General features: G+C 40.0%; 14 protein-coding genes and 1 pseudogene. 3 read left to right on the top strand and 12 right to left on the bottom strand.

Features of this window, described 5'->3' with window-relative positions:
- Nucleotides 1-8 precede the first annotated feature (8 nt).
- Together QT716_RS02410 and QT716_RS02405 are read right to left on the bottom strand one after the other, a co-directional pair.
- On the bottom strand, nucleotides 9-611 hold the full coding sequence (locus QT716_RS02410) for an ECF transporter S component (protein ID WP_317934186.1): 603 nt from the start codon (nucleotides 609-611) through the stop codon (nucleotides 9-11).
- Between the two features lie 429 nt (nucleotides 612-1040).
- Nucleotides 1041-1172 (bottom strand): annotated as a pseudogene (locus tag QT716_RS02405) (zinc-binding dehydrogenase); the annotation flags it as partial.
- A gap of 56 nt (nucleotides 1173-1228) precedes the next feature.
- Here QT716_RS02405 and QT716_RS02400 point away from each other — a divergent pair.
- Nucleotides 1229-1351, top strand: coding sequence for a hypothetical protein (locus QT716_RS02400; protein ID WP_317934185.1), 123 nt, complete (start codon nucleotides 1229-1231; stop codon nucleotides 1349-1351).
- A gap of 172 nt (nucleotides 1352-1523) precedes the next feature.
- Nucleotides 1524-2372, top strand: a complete 849-nt coding sequence (locus tag QT716_RS02395) for an aldo/keto reductase (protein ID WP_317934184.1) — start codon at nucleotides 1524-1526, stop codon at nucleotides 2370-2372.
- Nucleotides 2373-2606: 234 nt separating this feature from the next.
- Here the strand turns inward: QT716_RS02395 and QT716_RS02390 are convergent, their stop codons facing one another.
- The 9 genes from QT716_RS02390 to QT716_RS02350 form a co-directional block, all read right to left on the bottom strand.
- Entirely contained in the window at nucleotides 2607-3653 is a 1047-nt protein-coding gene (locus QT716_RS02390; RefSeq protein ID WP_317934182.1) for an ABC transporter ATP-binding protein, read from the bottom strand.
- 2 nt (nucleotides 3654-3655) lie between these two features.
- Nucleotides 3656-4633 carry an ABC transporter ATP-binding protein gene (locus QT716_RS02385; RefSeq protein ID WP_317934181.1) on the bottom strand — a complete coding sequence of 326 codons (978 nt, stop codon included), beginning with the start codon at nucleotides 4631-4633 and terminating at the stop codon, nucleotides 3656-3658.
- 2 nt (nucleotides 4634-4635) lie between these two features.
- A complete protein-coding gene (locus QT716_RS02380; protein WP_317934179.1) occupies nucleotides 4636-5835 on the bottom strand; it encodes an anhydro-N-acetylmuramic acid kinase in 1200 nt (399 codons plus the stop codon).
- Nucleotides 5836-5851: 16 nt separating this feature from the next.
- Nucleotides 5852-6679: an ABC transporter permease gene (locus tag QT716_RS02375; protein WP_317934177.1), complete on the bottom strand. Its 828-nt coding sequence runs from the start codon at nucleotides 6677-6679 to the stop codon at nucleotides 5852-5854.
- A 33-nt stretch (nucleotides 6680-6712) separates the two neighbouring features.
- Nucleotides 6713-7657, bottom strand: coding sequence for an ABC transporter permease (locus QT716_RS02370; protein WP_317934175.1), 945 nt, complete (start codon nucleotides 7655-7657; stop codon nucleotides 6713-6715).
- 59 nt (nucleotides 7658-7716) lie between these two features.
- The gene (locus QT716_RS02365; RefSeq protein ID WP_317934173.1) at nucleotides 7717-9258 is read right to left on the bottom strand and encodes an ABC transporter substrate-binding protein; all 1542 of its coding nucleotides are present in this window, start codon (nucleotides 9256-9258) and stop codon (nucleotides 7717-7719) included.
- A gap of 13 nt (nucleotides 9259-9271) precedes the next feature.
- Nucleotides 9272-10312 carry a serine hydrolase domain-containing protein gene (locus QT716_RS02360; protein ID WP_317934172.1) on the bottom strand — a complete coding sequence of 347 codons (1041 nt, stop codon included), beginning with the start codon at nucleotides 10310-10312 and terminating at the stop codon, nucleotides 9272-9274.
- A gap of 14 nt (nucleotides 10313-10326) precedes the next feature.
- The gene (locus QT716_RS02355) at nucleotides 10327-11175 is read right to left on the bottom strand and encodes a MurR/RpiR family transcriptional regulator (RefSeq protein WP_317934171.1); all 849 of its coding nucleotides are present in this window, start codon (nucleotides 11173-11175) and stop codon (nucleotides 10327-10329) included.
- Between the two features lie 500 nt (nucleotides 11176-11675).
- On the bottom strand, nucleotides 11676-12260 hold the full coding sequence (locus QT716_RS02350) for an MEDS domain-containing protein (protein WP_317934170.1): 585 nt from the start codon (nucleotides 12258-12260) through the stop codon (nucleotides 11676-11678).
- 297 nt (nucleotides 12261-12557) lie between these two features.
- Between QT716_RS02350 and QT716_RS02345 the strand changes: the two genes are divergently transcribed.
- Nucleotides 12558-13406, top strand: coding sequence for an aldo/keto reductase (locus tag QT716_RS02345; protein ID WP_317934168.1), 849 nt, complete (start codon nucleotides 12558-12560; stop codon nucleotides 13404-13406).
- Between the two features lie 928 nt (nucleotides 13407-14334).
- Here the strand turns inward: QT716_RS02345 and QT716_RS02340 are convergent.
- Nucleotides 14335-15096: a tyrosine-protein phosphatase gene (locus QT716_RS02340; protein WP_317934166.1), complete on the bottom strand. Its 762-nt coding sequence runs from the start codon at nucleotides 15094-15096 to the stop codon at nucleotides 14335-14337.
- Nucleotides 15097-15464 lie beyond the last annotated feature (368 nt).

Raw genomic sequence — 15464 nt, 5'->3', positions numbered from 1 at the left:
CTCCTAGATTACAGCCGGTCAATCTCTGAACGGCTATCATACATTCGAGTTAAGTTTTTAGGCAGATTTTTAAATATCAAGAAGCCGACTAGGACTGTTGCGATTTTGTCAGGCACATCTACAACGAGACTGTCAGCAAACGAAGCTAACCACAGAGGCAAGTCATGTGTAATCATTGTTGCAAATAAGGCATCTCCCCAGATGTTACCCGTTTGTCCGCCCCAAAACAGGATATTCAGCGGTGTAGAAACTGTGGCCGCTATCACGCCCACCACGAGCCCTAAAACAAGCGCCCTTCCGATGGAGGCTATCCATCCTTTATTAGCCATGATTCCAACAACTAGACCGATTACCCCTGATGTAATTGCATAGACAAACGATATCGGACTAGCGGTAAAGCCATAGATAATATTATTAATGATTCCTGTGAGTGCGCCAATAATGGGACCTGCTAACATACTGGAGAGCACTGTTCCAATCGAGTCCAGCCATAATGGCAATCTTAATAGTTCAGCGAATAACTTTCCAAGATAGTTAATGCCGATCGCCGCCGGAATTAGTACAAGTGCAGCAGTTGAAAACTTTAAAGACCACATACTTTGTTTCGTCATCGAGTAATTCCCCCATTCAATTTATGAAACCCTTTTTTCTACGCAGAACGAATTACCTTCACTACTGTCTTTACACAAGACAAGACCATTATAGACTAAAGAATTTCAAATACATAGCTTTTATTTCAGACGGTTTTCAGGGAGGTCTTGAAACGTTTCTGATAGGTGCTGACAAAGTTAAAAGGGATTCTTCACTTTGAACATCAATCTTGCAAATACAGAAAAGACTGCCTCTAGTAGATGGATCAGAGACAGTCTTTTCGATTCAATTATTCGTCACTGATTATGGAAACAGTTTAGAGATTTGTTTAACTACTTGTGATTGTCGCGAAGATCTAAGTGTCTACGTGAAAAAAGCCTTCTTCAGATAGTTGTATCTGAAGAAGGCTTACAGCACAATTGAACGGTTAAAGACTCAAGCAGAGGCTGTTATCGGATTTTAATCACAATCTTCCCCTTCGCATGATGCGTTGCACTTAAATCATGTGCTTCCCGCAATCCCTTTTCTGTTAACGGAAACGTATGACCAATATGTGCCTTTACTTTCCCATCTTTCATCAGTCCACCAAGTTGACTTTTTTATCCGCGGCACTTCGATTCAGGACACGTTTCAAGTCATGCTTACATGGGAGATACTCGTCTATGAATCCATCCAGACAGTCAGCGGATTTGTCATCTGGGCATATTACGATACCAAGCTGAAGGGGATATTGAAGAAACGTCGGGAAGATGCTAGGTAAGGTGGATAAAATAAAAACTCTGCCTGTGCAAAGTCATCTCTAAAACAACTCTGAATACTGCCTTTACTCTACAGTGCACAGGCAAAGCGTTTAAGGAAGTTTAGCAGCGCTCTTGAAGGGAAAATGAGTGGAAGTCATCAGATAAACTCATTGTAAAAGGAGTAGGATAAAGATGAATACTATACCATCCTTTCGACTAAACGACAGTACAAGCCTTCCGTCAATTGGCTTTGGAACGGTGAATATCAATGGTGCACAAGGAGTGACTTCCGTTTTATCAACCATCGAAGCGGGATATAGACTCATTGACACCTCGACGAATTATAACAACGAAGGAATGGTAGGAGAAGCAATTCGGCGGTCATCTGTCCCAAGAGAAGAACTGATGATCAGCTCAAAACTCCCTGGACATTCTCATGAGTACGATAAAGCGATTCTTATGATCCAGGAATCCCTGTACCGTCTCGGACTTGACTATTTTGATAAATATTTGATTCATTGGCCACTTCCGAAGCAAGGTAACTATGAAGAGGCATGGCAAGCTTTAGTCGATGCACAGAAATTCGGACTGATTAAGACAATTGGCGTATCGAATTTCTTACCAGAACACCTCGAGCGGATCATTGAAAAAACAGGTGTTACGCCGGCTACTAACCAAATTGAGCGCCATCCGTACTTCAACAACAACGAACTCGTCGAATACAATAAAAGCCGCGGTATTGTTACAGAAGCCTGGAGTCCCTTAGGCCGTAAAATAAATGATGTGTTAACAAATGACACCATTGTAGCAATCGCTGAGAAATACAACAGAGAGCCAGCGCAAATTATTATTCGCTGGAACTTGCAAAACGGTGTCTTACCGATTGTAAAATCATCGTCAACCGAACATCAAAAAGCAAATCTTGATGTCTTTGACTTTGAATTAAGTGAAGAAGATATCCAAACAATTGATTCTTTAGATAAAGGCGAAGCTGGAAGAGTTGAAGGACAGCATCCGAACGAATATGAGGAGTTTGAATAACTTAAGTGAAGAAAAGTCTTGCTTGTGTGCGATAACAACTCTGGACAATGTTCAAATTGCATCGTGAATAGACAAGACTTTTAATCTGCAATTTCCTTTTAAACAACTTCCCGAGGACTGTTATATCAAGAAGAGAAAATGAACAAAATGTCCTTCCGGCACAAAGTCAGAAGGGCATTTTTTTCTAAGAAACTAGGTGTTCTTTATTGGACGCTTACATCACGAGTAGGATTTTCATCCATCAACTTTTGTAGTATGTGCTGCCGATGTGGGATCCACCGAAATTCGGGCTTGTTTTGGATTTTCCGACTGATCATACAAATGACACGCCACGAAATGATTTGACTTCACTTCTTGATAAGCCGGTTTCTCAATTGCACAACGTTCGTGTGCTTTAGGACAGCGAAGTCTAAACGGACAGCCTGAAGGAGGATTGGCCGGATCCGGCACATCACCTTTTAAAATGATTCTCTCCTTCTTCTGAAATGGATTCGTAGAAGGAATTGCTGACAATAAAGACTGTGTATACGGATGAAGAGGATTGTCATATAATTCATCCGTGTGAGTCATTTCCATCATTTGACCAAGATACATGACACCTACTCGATCACTGACATGTTTTACAACATTTAAGTCGTGAGAAATGAATAAATAGGTCAATTCCAATTCCTCTTGTAAATCCATCAGCAGATTAAGTATTTGTGCTTGAATAGAAACATCCAGTGCCGACACCGCTTCATCCAAAATGACTAGTTCAGGATTCAATACCAAAGCTCGGGCGATACTTATACGCTGCCTCTGCCCTCCGCTGAATTCGTGCGGGTGCCTGTTTAGTTGTTCTTTTGATAATCCTACTTTTTCTGCAATATCCTGCACGAGTTTTTCAGCATCTTTTTTGCTGACCAAACGGTGTGTCAGTACCGGTTCCTTTAGTAACTCTCTAACTGTCATTCTTGGATTCAACGAACTATATGGGTCTTGAAAAATCATTTGAAGATCTTTTCGTAACTTTCTAAACTCCCTTTTGTTATAATCCAACAAATCAGTACCTTTAAAGAGCACTTGTCCGGAGGTGGGTTCTTGTAATCGAAGGATTGTTCTTCCCGTCGTGGACTTTCCACATCCACTTTCTCCAACTAAGGAGAAAGTTTCTTTGGGGTAAATGGAAAAACTGATACCATCTACTGCTCTGACATAGTTATTCGTCTTTTTTATAAAACCGCTTTTTTGTGGAAAATATTTTGTTAAATCCTTAACTTCCAGTATTGCATTATTCTCCATTGTTAAACCTCCTCCCTATGCAAAAAGCACCTACTGTAGTGATCATCTTCTACTGTGAAGAGAGGTGGATCCTCGTGCAAACAGACATCCATCACATATGGACAACGGGATGCAAACCTGCACCCCGTTTTATTTGTTTCCTTAGGAGACGGTACATTTCCTGGAATTGAGTATAATCGCTTACCTTTTTCACCTAACGAATTGATTGATTGTAGCAGTCCTTTTGTGTATGGATGTTGCGGATTACTGAACAGTTTTTCAACAGTCGTTTCTTCAACCAATGTACCCGCATACATAACAGCGACTCGCTCACAGATTTCTGCTATCACCCCAAGATCATGTGTGATTAACAAGATAGACGTGTCGTAATCGTTAGTTAACTGCTTCATCAGATCTAGGATTTGCGCCTGGATTGTGACATCCAGCGCTGTAGTCGGCTCATCCGCTATTAAAAGCTTGGGTTTACAAATCAGAGCCATCGCTATCATGATTCTCTGTCTCATCCCACCTGATAATTGATGGGGATACTTTTTTAGAAGCTGTTTCGGTTTTGCGAAGCCCACTTTGTCCAAGATTTCAATCGTCATGTCATCCATTTGTTTTTTTGAGTATTTCCCATGAAAGCGTAAAATTTCCTTGATTTGATGTTCGACTGTGAATAGAGGATCCAAAGCCGTCATAGGTTCTTGGAAGATCATCGATATCTCTTTTCCACGGACTTTCAATATCTCCTTGGTGGACATCGCCGTCAAATCCAAATCATTACTCAGTACGATATTCCCTTCACTTACATTAAGGACATCAGGAAGCAGTTGGAGAATTGAAAGAGAGGTCAGACTCTTTCCACTTCCAGATTCCCCCACTATGCCGTACTTTTGCTTTTTACCGATAGACAAGCTAAGATTCTTCACTACGTTATAGGTTTCCTTATCCACTTTTACATCTATAGACAAATTATTAATTTCCAGCAATGATGCCATTCTCAGTCCCTCCTAACAGCAATCATCCGGTCGAACGCTTCAGGCTGGGTATAAGAAATTTTCCCCATAATTACAGAGTGCTCAGCTCCTGTAGCAGACGGTAACTGATTGTATTCCCCCTTAAGGCATTGATACCCCAGTAACGCAAACCCCATGGCTTCTTTTAAATCACTTGAAATTCCATAATCTTCATGTATCCCTACTTTGACGTCTGGTAAATGATATGCAATCCGCTCCAGTAGATAAGGGTTATAGCTGCCTCCCCCACCAATCACAACTTCATCCAGTTCATTCCCTTTACTTATCAGGAACTTTTTATAACTATCTGTTATGGTCACAGCAGTCCAATCACTGACCGTCGCAATAAGGTCATTAGCGTCAAGATGGCCAAACTTTCCGAAAATCTGGTCGACAAAGTGAGAGCCAAAGACCTCTCTTCCAGTCGTTTTAGGAGGTTTCACCTGTAAGTACTCATGTCCATTTAGAAATAACATTAAATCCTCATTCACTTTTCCTTTCCGTGCGTATTGTCCGTCTTTGTCGTAAGTTTCCTTCTGATCGCTTACCCTGAACACTACCTCGTCAATCACCATATTTCCTGGCCCTGTATCAAAAGAAACGATTTGTTCACGTTTAGCATTCTTAGGTATATATGTAACATTTCCGATTCCACCAATATTTTGTATAACTCTCGAAGTATCTCTATTCGAAAACAATAAATAATCTATATAGGATGTGAGCGGAGCACCATGCCCACCTGCCGCCATATCTGCTGTTCTAAAATCTCCAACTACAGCGATATTAGTCGTATCAGCGATCGCAGAAATATCACCTATCTGAAGGGTATTCGCCTTATCCAACGTCTTACTTCCCTTATACGGCTGATGGAAGATTGTATGACCATGGGAACTAACGAAGTGGATATCCAGAAATGTATACCCCGATTTTTTCAATAAGTTATTGACTACTTCCCCATACTTCTTACCTAAATAAAAGTTCATTGAACTGATACTCTGTAAATCTGAAGTCTCTTCAGTTGAAACTCTCAGCAGTTCTTTTCTCTCTTCTAACGTGTATTTTGTCTCAATAGAATCTTTGATTTCAACTTCTATATTTTCTTGTGATCCTTTAATCTCTACTAGCACTGCATCTATCCCATCAACGGACGTACCCGACATTAAACCTATCGCAAGTATACTCATTACTTACACTCTCCTTTTACTTAAGTTGTGGGTCAAGGATATCTCTTAAGCTATCACCGAATAAGTTGAAACAAAAGATTGTGAAGACGATTGCTCCAGCCGGAAATAGAATAGTCCATGGTGCGAATTCCATATAGGTTCTGCTGGCATTCAGCATGACACCCCAAGACGGATTAGGCGGCTGTACGCCAAGCCCTAAAAAGCTGAGTGCTGCTTCTGTCAGTATCGCTCCTGACAATCCAAGTGTAATTTGGACAATAAAAGGTGCCATAATATTCGGAGTGATATGCCTAAAAATAATTGCGAACGGGGAAACTCCGATTGCCACAGCGTTCGTTATATATTCGTTCTCTTTCACACTGATAACAGACCCTCGAACAATACGGGTAAATACAGGCATAAACACAATGCCTATCGCAATCATCGTATTCGTCAAACTTGGCCCCAGCACAGCAACAATAGTCAACGCAAGCAATATATCAGGAAAAGCAAATAGCACATCCATCACACGCATGATGACTTGGTCCACGACGCCTTGGAAATATCCAGCTATCAAGCCAAAAACTAATCCACCAATTGAACCGATTCCAACTGCAATGACACCTACTTGAAGAGACACTTTCGCTCCATAAACAATTCTAGAAAATATATCTCGACCAAATTCGTCTGTACCAAAAATGAATTTCCCACTTGGGCCTTCCATGATATGTTCTGTAAACATCTGCTCTGGTTTGTAAGGGGCTATCGATGGTGCCAATATTCCTAAAATCACTACGAGTAAGATGCCTATACATCCTACCAAACCAACTTTGTCATTTTTCAGCCTTTTAAAAAAGCTCTTCATGGTATCACTCTTTTCTAAGCTAATTCAGATGCTCTATTTATAACTGATCCTTGGATCTAAATAGGAATAAAGCAGATCAACAAGTAGGTTTATCATTACAAAGATGAACGCTATAAACAGCACTGAACCTTGTACTACCATGAAATCACGTTGCGTGATTGCTGTAAGAACAAGCTGTCCTAATCCAGGCAATGAAAAAATCTGCTCAATAATAACTGTCCCACCTAATAGTGTTCCTATTTGAAGACCTATAATAGTAAGAATAGGAATCATGGCGTTCTTTAAAGCGTGCTGAAAGATTACCACTTTTTCTTTAGCACCTTTCGCACGGATAGTTCTTATGAAATCCTGCCTGAGTATTTCCAAAATGGAAGAACGAGTCATTCTCATTACAGCACCCGCCATGGAAGTCCCAAGAACGATAGCTGGAATTATAATAATCTCAAGATTTTTTATAGGGTTTTCGAAGAACCCTACATACCCGACTGGTGGGCTATACGAGAAGTATAAAGATAGGACTAAAATGATTACTGTAGCCAGTGCAAAGTTCGGCACAGAGACTCCTAATAAGGAAACGATACGTAATCCAAAATCTGTTTTGCTATTTCTTTTAGTTGCGGCAATGATACCCAAAGGAATAGAAATGATCCAAGAAATCACTGCCGCTATTAACGTCAGTTCAAACGTCAGCTTAAATCTGGTCAATATGTCGGGAAGGATAGCTTTCCCAGTCCGCATGGATTCTCCAAAGTCACCTGTGAGTACGCCGCCGATCCAGTTTAAATATTGTTGGTACAAAGGAAGGTTCAAACCAAAATTCTCACGAAGCTGCGCTAAAGCAGCCGGTGTGGCGTCTGTTCCTAGAATCGTCTGCGCTACATCTCCCGGCACTACACGCATTACGAAGAATATAAATATAGAAACCCCGAATAATACAGGAATCAGCATTAATAATCTTCTTACGATATATGTAAACACCTCCACACATCCTCTCTATTCAATGAGGAGAGTGTGCTGCAAAAGCAGCACAATCCACTTTATTCTTTATATGTTTGGTCGATATCTTCTGCGTTATGTGCATAAGGTGTGTATCCTTTAACACCATTTCTGACTGCAACATAGCTTTCTGGTGACACTAACAAAAGATTTGGCGAAAGCTTGATAAGGTCTTTTTGTGCTTCGTCATAAATTTTCTTTCTTTCATCTTGGTCAATTGTGCGTTTACCTTCCTCCACTAGCTTGTCATAATCCGCATTACTGAAGTTCCAAACGTTCGCGGAGCCATCTGTGCTGAAGAAGTAGTTCATCGCTCTGTCTGGATCTGTTCCAGAACCATTCCGGCCAATAAGAATATCTGCAGATGTATTCGACCATGTATCGATATACTCGCCCCATTCAATTTGCTTTATATCCGCCTTGACTCCTATCTCTGCCCATTGTTGCTGTAATAATTGTGCCGTATCAATCATATCCGCGTATGTAGAAGCGGTAGTAATAGTTGTCGAGAAACCGTCTGGATAACCAGCCTCTGCTAATAGTTTTTTTGCCTTTTCGATATCCCGCATATATAACTCTTCGTCTTCCACTTCAATTGCCCAATCACCCATTGCTGGTGTAATCGGTCCTGTCGTAGTTGCCTTTCCATCCCAAACCACTGTCGCAATGCTCTCTCTATCTGTTGCCAGACTCAACGCTTGTCTGACCTTCTCATCGTTAAATGGCTCTTTTTCAACGTTGAATCCAACATAGCTATATTCCAACGATTGATAGTCTTTAATATCCACATTTTTCTCTTTGTCTAAAAGAACCGCAGATTTCGATGTCAATGTAGTCATATCAATTTTACCCGTACGGATTGCTGATAGTCTGGCTGCTTCTTCTTTCATCGTGAAGTATTCCACTCGGTCAAGCTTTGGTTCGTCTTTCACATAATACTCTTCGTTTTTCACAAGTGTAACGCTATTATCGGGCACCCATTTTTCAAAAACAAACGGTCCTGTTCCTACAGCAACCTGTTGTAAGTCTTCGTTCTCTTCCACTACTTCTTTAGCTACAATTGCTGCGCTTGAATTCGTCAAGTTTGTCAAAAATGTCGCATTTGGCTCAGCGAGCTCAAACTTTATTTGATGGTCATTCATAACTTCAATATTTTCGACATCCGAGAAATACGAACTGATATGCGAAGCTGTCTTTTCATCCATAATTCGCTCAAAACTGTATTTAACGTCATCAGCAATCATTTCCCGGCCATTATGAAAATTTACACCTTCTACTAAATTGAAAATGTAAGTGTTATCATCGGGCTGTTCCCAGTCACTTGCTAGCTGACCGACCAACTTCATATCCTGATCGAAAGTAACCAGTCCTTCATATATTTTGGAGTATATTCTTACAGAAGAGTGGGCTGGCGTCTTATGTGGATCCAATCCAGCAGGCTCCTGATCATTCGCTATTTTAAGTGTTTGCTCTGCATCAGAATTCCCTTCACTTGATTTGTCGGATGACTCATCGTTGGAACACGCGGCTGTGAAAACAACGAGTAAAACTGTGAGAAAGTAAAACAATATCTTCCTATTCATAGTTCATTCCCCTTTATAATTGTTTTAGAATTTCTTCAAATACTCTCGTTCGAAAAGGATTTACATTGTGCGGATTTCGACTATGGAGACGATTTGTCAATAGACCGACTACCAAGTTTCTCTCTGGAACAATCCACAATGCTGTACCAGTGAATCCTGTGTGACCAAACCCTTCAGGAAATGTATTACCAAAATCCCACCCTAAACCTCTATCTTCGATTTGAAGAGTTTTGGAGGCTTCCAGTAACTCACTGGAAATAAAACATTTGTTTTGAAAACCGACATAAAGATTACCCAACTTCATAAGATCGTCTACTTGTGAAAAGATTCCTGCATGCCCTGAAATACCATTAAAAAAGTAGTAACTATTCCCGTCATTCACCTCCCCAACCATAGGTTTATTTTCATCACGCCATCCTTCAAAAATAAGATTGCGTGCACTACACATTTTTTTCTCAATCTGATTTCCAAATTCACAAGCCGCTATATTTTCAGCGGACGTGGGCTTATAAGATGCTGATGAAAAGCCTAATTCTTTTATAAAATAAACGTCAATCGCTTTTTCCAAAGGCATATTCAGTGTTCGTTCTACCACTTTTCCTAGAAGCATAAAATTCAAATCACTATAAACCGTCATATTAGCAGAGTCATTCTTTAGCTCTATAGTGTCTAGCACTTCAAAAAAATCTAATTTTTCTTTTGTATAAAATGGGTACCATGCCACCAAACCGCTACTATGAGTCAGCAGCTGGTAAATCGTTATATTTCTAAGTGCAGACTTGTCTTTAACTTTTGGCAAACACACTCCGAGGATGCTATACAATGAAAGCCGGTTTTCCGTAATCAATCGAAGAATTAAAGTGGAAGTGAATACTTTAGTAATGCTCGCTAAGTCAAAAAGTGTATTCATGTTACACTTTTTTTCCGTTACTACATTACGGAATCCAAACGACTTTTTGTAGATGTCCTCACCATTCAAAGAGATACTGCAGACAGCGCCGGAAAAGAAACCGCTTTCAATATGATTCTCAATGATGTCTTCAATAGTTTTCAAAGACAAGACACCTCCTATTTGCGATGCTTAATCACTTCTCTTGTGACATTAAGCAATTCCACTGATTTAGCCATATCGATTGAAATCATTCCAGTAAAAAGAATATCAATCACACTCAGCTGTGAAATCCTTGATACAGTTGCTGCGCTTCGGATGCTATGCTCCGTCGGTGATGCGTAAAGATTAATATCAGCCAAACTCTGTACTTTGTTATTTCCGTATCTCGTAAGTGAAATGATAGGAACGCGATTTTCTTTAGCAATTTGAACAGCTTCCACTATTTCTTTTGTCTCCCCAGAGTAAGAAATCGCCAACATGACATCCTCCTCAGTCAAGTGAACAGCTGTCATTAGCTGCGTGTGACTGTCGGTTACTGCTTCACACCATTTATTAATACGCTTACACTTTTGCTCGAAATCCATTGCTACAATTGCCGAAGCCCCAACCCCCGCTACAGCTATTCTTTTGGATGATAGGATTGTCTGAACGGCTGCCTCCATATCTTTGATATCCACTAAAGAAATTGTGCTTTTTATCGATTGCATCGTACTATAAGATACATAATCGACAATTTGGTTTAATCCTTGGTCAGCCGGTATATCTGCGTAGTAGATTTCACCTTCAGCAGTTTGATTATTCAGAGCTGCTGCCATTCCCAATTTCAATTCATGATAGCCTTTGAACTGCAAAGTCCGACACATTCTGATAATTGTCGCCTCACTGGTAGTGGATTTCTTCGATAACTCAGCAATCGGCATCGTTAAAATACATTCCGGATCATGTAAGATGTAAGCAGCTACCTTTTTTTCCGAGGGACTTAAAGAATGCAACCCTTGCTTAATTCGTTCTAAAGTATTGTTCATTACATTCCTCCTAGCGAATGAAGTTTAACTACATAAATTTCTGTAAAGTTCTAGTTAAACTCCATAATAGTGAATGAATTCTGATAAGTCAACCCAATTTTCTGTCAATCTACTCTATTTAATTAACTTTTATTTCCTGATTTCTTAAATATAAAGTAACAACATTTTTCGGGTGCATTCTTAAGATTTGCTAAATATGAATGAAAGTATCTAGGATTCTGTTACTAGTCAAGTTTTTAGATCTTATGTATAGAATAGCCAGCCAACTCTTCCAAAGATCTTGATGAAATAGATACATACTATGAATAGCTCTTCAATACATCTGTTCATTCGCAAAAAACTTCGGCGTCAAAAATTCTGAACGATACTACTCTATACCAATTCTAAATGGTATCTGAATCGCACCGTGCACAGGAAAGCTTTTTATAGAAAAAAAGCCATGAATAGGTACGCATTCATGACTTTCCACAAGACACTTATTTTTATCGGTTGTTCTTCACTTAAAATTGAGCGCTGTATTGCTCGGACTCGTATAAGTCATGCTCATCCAGTAAATAAGGATGTGTTTGCAGCAGCATGGTATACAAATCACTTGGTATGAGGTGCGTGTTATATGCACAAATCAACGAAAACGGCAGTTTTTTAACCGACTCATCCACAATTCTTTCAAACTGCTCGATTAAATGGACAGGCCCTTTTAAAGTGGACCACTCCACGTAAGCCCAGGATCGAAACGCTCTTTCGTTTTCAACATATGCCTGAACCGTTTTAGTGAAATAGGCTTCAATTGCAGGCGGATCATAACTGCCGTTAGACAAATAGAATTGAATGCTGTTGACATAGTGGAGCAACCCTAGCTGCTCTTTTGTCAGACGGTTTTTTAGCGCTTGAATAATCTTATGGTAATTGCGTTCGTTTTCCACAAGGAGCACGACTTCACCACTAACTATGCCATCTTCGATATACCCTAAGACTTGCTGCAGATACGCTGTCTCTTCTTCGTACGTATACAAAATATGAGCATGCTCTCTTTCCAGCAAACTTTTAACTTTGCTGTTTATCACGTCATTCAGAAAACCGACCATATTACCCCCCCCGTTCATAAAAGTCAATAATCCATCGCCATTACAGAAAACACTACTTACAACTTAACTATTGGTGCCATGCAAATTACTAGTATGTAAATTATAACCCAACTATAAGTATATGGCACTAGGTATTAGACAAATTGTGTCTTTTCACCTGGACACCTCATTAGTCGGGTGTAATTTTGCACAGTATTTGAATTGAACCATCCAACAGACAAGTTTAGCAGTTCTCATGAAGGGAAAATGATTGGAAGACATAAGATAAACTCATTGTAAAAAAGGAGTAGGATAAAGATGAAGAATACACATTCCTTTCAACTAAACGACAGGACGAGCCTCCCATCAATCGGCTTCGGAACGGTGAACATCAACGGTGCACAAGGAGTAACCTCCGTTTTATCAGCCATCGAAGCAGGATATCGTCTCATTGATACCTCGACGAACTATAACAACGAAGGAATGGTAGGAGAAGCAATTCGGCGGTCATCTGTCCCGAGAGAAGAACTGATGATCAGCTCAAAACTTCCTGGACATTCACATGAATACGACAAAGCGATTCTCATGATTCAAGAATCACTGTACCGCATCGGACTCGACTACTTTGATAAGTATTTAATTCATTGGCCACTTCCGAAGCGAGGTAAATATGAAGAGGCGTGGCAGGCTTTAGTCGATGCGCAGAAATTCGGACTGATCGAGACGATCGGCGTATCGAATTTTCTACCGGAACATCTGGAGCGGATCATTGAAATAACAGGTGTTACACCGGCTACTAATCAGATTGAGCGTCATCCGTATTTCAACAATAACGAACTGGTGGAATACAATAAAAGCCGTGGTATTATTACGGAAGCCTGGAGTCCCTTAGGCCGCGAAATAAATGATGTGTTAACAAATGACACCATTGTAGCGATCGCTGAAAAATACAACAAAGAGCCAGCGCAAATTATTATTCGCTGGAATCTGCAAAACGGTATCTTACCGATTGTAAAATCATCGTCAGCCAAACATCAAAAAGCAAATTTGGATGTCTTTGACTTCGAACTAAGTGAAGAAGATATCCAAACAATCGATTCCTTGGATAAAGGCGAAGCGGGAAGAGTCGAAGGGCAGCATCCGAACGAATACGAGGAGTTTGATTAATTATACGCAGATCTGTACGTAATAAGCGTGTATGTGTTCATAAAATCTGCCGGTATACGACAAAACACTCAAGCTAGTATGAAAGTGGCTGAAATGTGCAGTGCACATTTTTTTTACTGACAAATTAGGATGTGCACTGTGCTAACTTGGACAATCACAAATGGCAATCTGTTTTAATCAATATTGCACCTACAGACTGGATAATATTTTAAAAACTTTGCCTATGCACAAATAATTCTTAAACGATTGCAAATAATATCAAATTAAGCTTGCATGTTTTTAAATTCGTACAACGTACCTTTATATAGGGTGGGTACAAGCTAATGAAACGGAATAAACTGAAATCATTCAATTTTAGTGTCAATCCTAGTTATTCCTATCAGATGAACGTTATTAATTAATGGTTTTGTCTCTTATGCTCCACGAAGTGAGATGAACTTTATCTATTCATAAAGTCGACAAAAAATTATTTAACCAACACATATTTGAATTCAGAAAATACAAGGAGCTTAATCTATCAGCCACGGTTTAATGCAATTACATTAACTTCACAGTCATCTACAACGATAAATTATTAAATGTCAATGGAATAAATTATTTTTACTCATTCCTTTTACCAACAACTACAATCAAAAAACTTTAAAGCTATAGAGAATCGATTACTTTTAGGTTTTTCATATAAAAGAGCCCTACTTTCATTAAAATGATCTTCATGTTTGAGATAACATGGCGAATAAATAGTACTTATATTATTCAGAAAGTTATTCATTGAAACGCGGAATTCTTACAAATTTCAGGCTTATAAAATAGCTACATACCATCATAACAAGCTTCCGAATTAAAAGTGCATCCCTAAGACTTGAAACTAAATTTGATTTATAATAAACTTTTGTTTTTATTATTTATGTATCAAAACTTATTTATACATTCAAAAAAAGAACCACTTTTTCTGCTTACTCAGGATTTCCGGCTCAAGTATGGTAACGTATTCATCGTCAAGCACCCATCTATTGTTCTCAAGCAGCAAATCAGCATACCCCCCTAACTTCTTCTCTAATACATCCAGGCCCATAGCAAACAAAGGTGGTCGAACCGTCGTGTTATGCGCATCTGATCCATAAAGATGAATTAAGTTAGCTTCAATTAGTTGAAAAGATAGATTTTGAATATTTTTCCCAAACGCCCCCGCCACACTCCCTCCAGTAATCTGAGCAAGCGCCCCAGCACGAACAAGTCTCTCCAAACGTTCCGGCTTCTCAGCAATCCCTCGATTTCGTTCAGGATGCGCAATAACAGGCGTAATCCCTTCAGCCAACAGCTTACTAATCATCGATGTGGTGTAGTTCGGGACATTCCCCGAAGGAAGTTCCAATAACAAGTACCGAGAATCCGCCATTGTCAATACCCTTTTCTCCTTCACCTTCTCCACCAGATCCGCAACCAGCCGAACTTCTTGTCCACTATGTAATGTAATTCCTGAGCCTGAGTCCGCAATCTTATCATTCAGCAATCTCACCTGATTCCGAACTTCTTTCGCTTCAACATTATACTGCGGATGCATCGCATGGGAAGTGGAGATAATATCCGTAATCCCTTCAGCCTGCGCAATCTCAAGAAGCCTCATCGTTTCCTCAATCGTCTTCGGCCCATCATCCACTCCAAACAAAATATGCATATGTACATCAATCATATAAATCCCCTCCTTGTGAAATAGTTTAATAGACAGGGTTGATCTGCGTTGCAGCCGGACACGGGCCTACAGGATGTAGGTCATGCAACCGTTGCGGCAGGACGCCGCGCACTTAGGTTGTTTCCTTAGTGATCCCTCGGGAGTCGCCGGCTTCCACTTCGATTAACGGATAGTGTTTGCATTGCTAATTTCTTTGAAGAAAGAACTAGAAAACATACCGCAAGGTATGCCTCTCTCCCCCCTTGGAGTAGTGAGGACACTCATTTTCCATGTAACTCTATTTATTACCAGTATCGCTGTTGATTGTAGCGAAAGACGGCGACTCCTGCGGAATCAGCGAAGATCGAAGACCCCGCAGGGAGCAAAGC

This window comes from Sporosarcina aquimarina (assembly GCF_033253705.1).
In the GTDB taxonomy this organism is placed as follows: domain Bacteria; phylum Bacillota; class Bacilli; order Bacillales_A; family Planococcaceae; genus Sporosarcina; species Sporosarcina aquimarina.
This window is presented reverse-complemented; position numbering and strand designations above follow the sequence as displayed.

Excerpts from the sequence above, each read along its gene's own strand:
- QT716_RS02355 (WP_317934171.1), bottom strand. The coding sequence starts at position 11,175 with ATGAACAATACTTTAGAACGAATTAAGCAAGGGTTGCATTCTTTAAGT.
- QT716_RS02380 (WP_317934179.1), bottom strand. The coding sequence starts at position 5,835 with ATGAGTATACTTGCGATAGGTTTAATGTCGGGTACGTCCGTTGATGGG.
- QT716_RS02395 (WP_317934184.1), top strand. The coding sequence starts at position 1,524 with ATGAATACTATACCATCCTTTCGACTAAACGACAGTACAAGCCTTCCG.
- QT716_RS02385 (WP_317934181.1), bottom strand. The coding sequence starts at position 4,633 with ATGGCATCATTGCTGGAAATTAATAATTTGTCTATAGATGTAAAAGTG.
- QT716_RS02340 (WP_317934166.1), bottom strand. The coding sequence starts at position 15,096 with ATGATTGATGTACATATGCATATTTTGTTTGGAGTGGATGATGGGCCG.
- QT716_RS02365 (WP_317934173.1), bottom strand. The coding sequence starts at position 9,258 with ATGAATAGGAAGATATTGTTTTACTTTCTCACAGTTTTACTCGTTGTT.
- QT716_RS02400 (WP_317934185.1), top strand. The coding sequence starts at position 1,229 with ATGCTTACATGGGAGATACTCGTCTATGAATCCATCCAGACAGTCAGC.
- QT716_RS02410 (WP_317934186.1), bottom strand. The coding sequence starts at position 611 with ATGACGAAACAAAGTATGTGGTCTTTAAAGTTTTCAACTGCTGCACTT.
- QT716_RS02375 (WP_317934177.1), bottom strand. The coding sequence starts at position 6,679 with ATGAAGAGCTTTTTTAAAAGGCTGAAAAATGACAAAGTTGGTTTGGTA.
- QT716_RS02350 (WP_317934170.1), bottom strand. The coding sequence starts at position 12,260 with ATGGTCGGTTTTCTGAATGACGTGATAAACAGCAAAGTTAAAAGTTTG.
- QT716_RS02345 (WP_317934168.1), top strand. The coding sequence starts at position 12,558 with ATGAAGAATACACATTCCTTTCAACTAAACGACAGGACGAGCCTCCCA.
- QT716_RS02390 (WP_317934182.1), bottom strand. The coding sequence starts at position 3,653 with ATGGAGAATAATGCAATACTGGAAGTTAAGGATTTAACAAAATATTTT.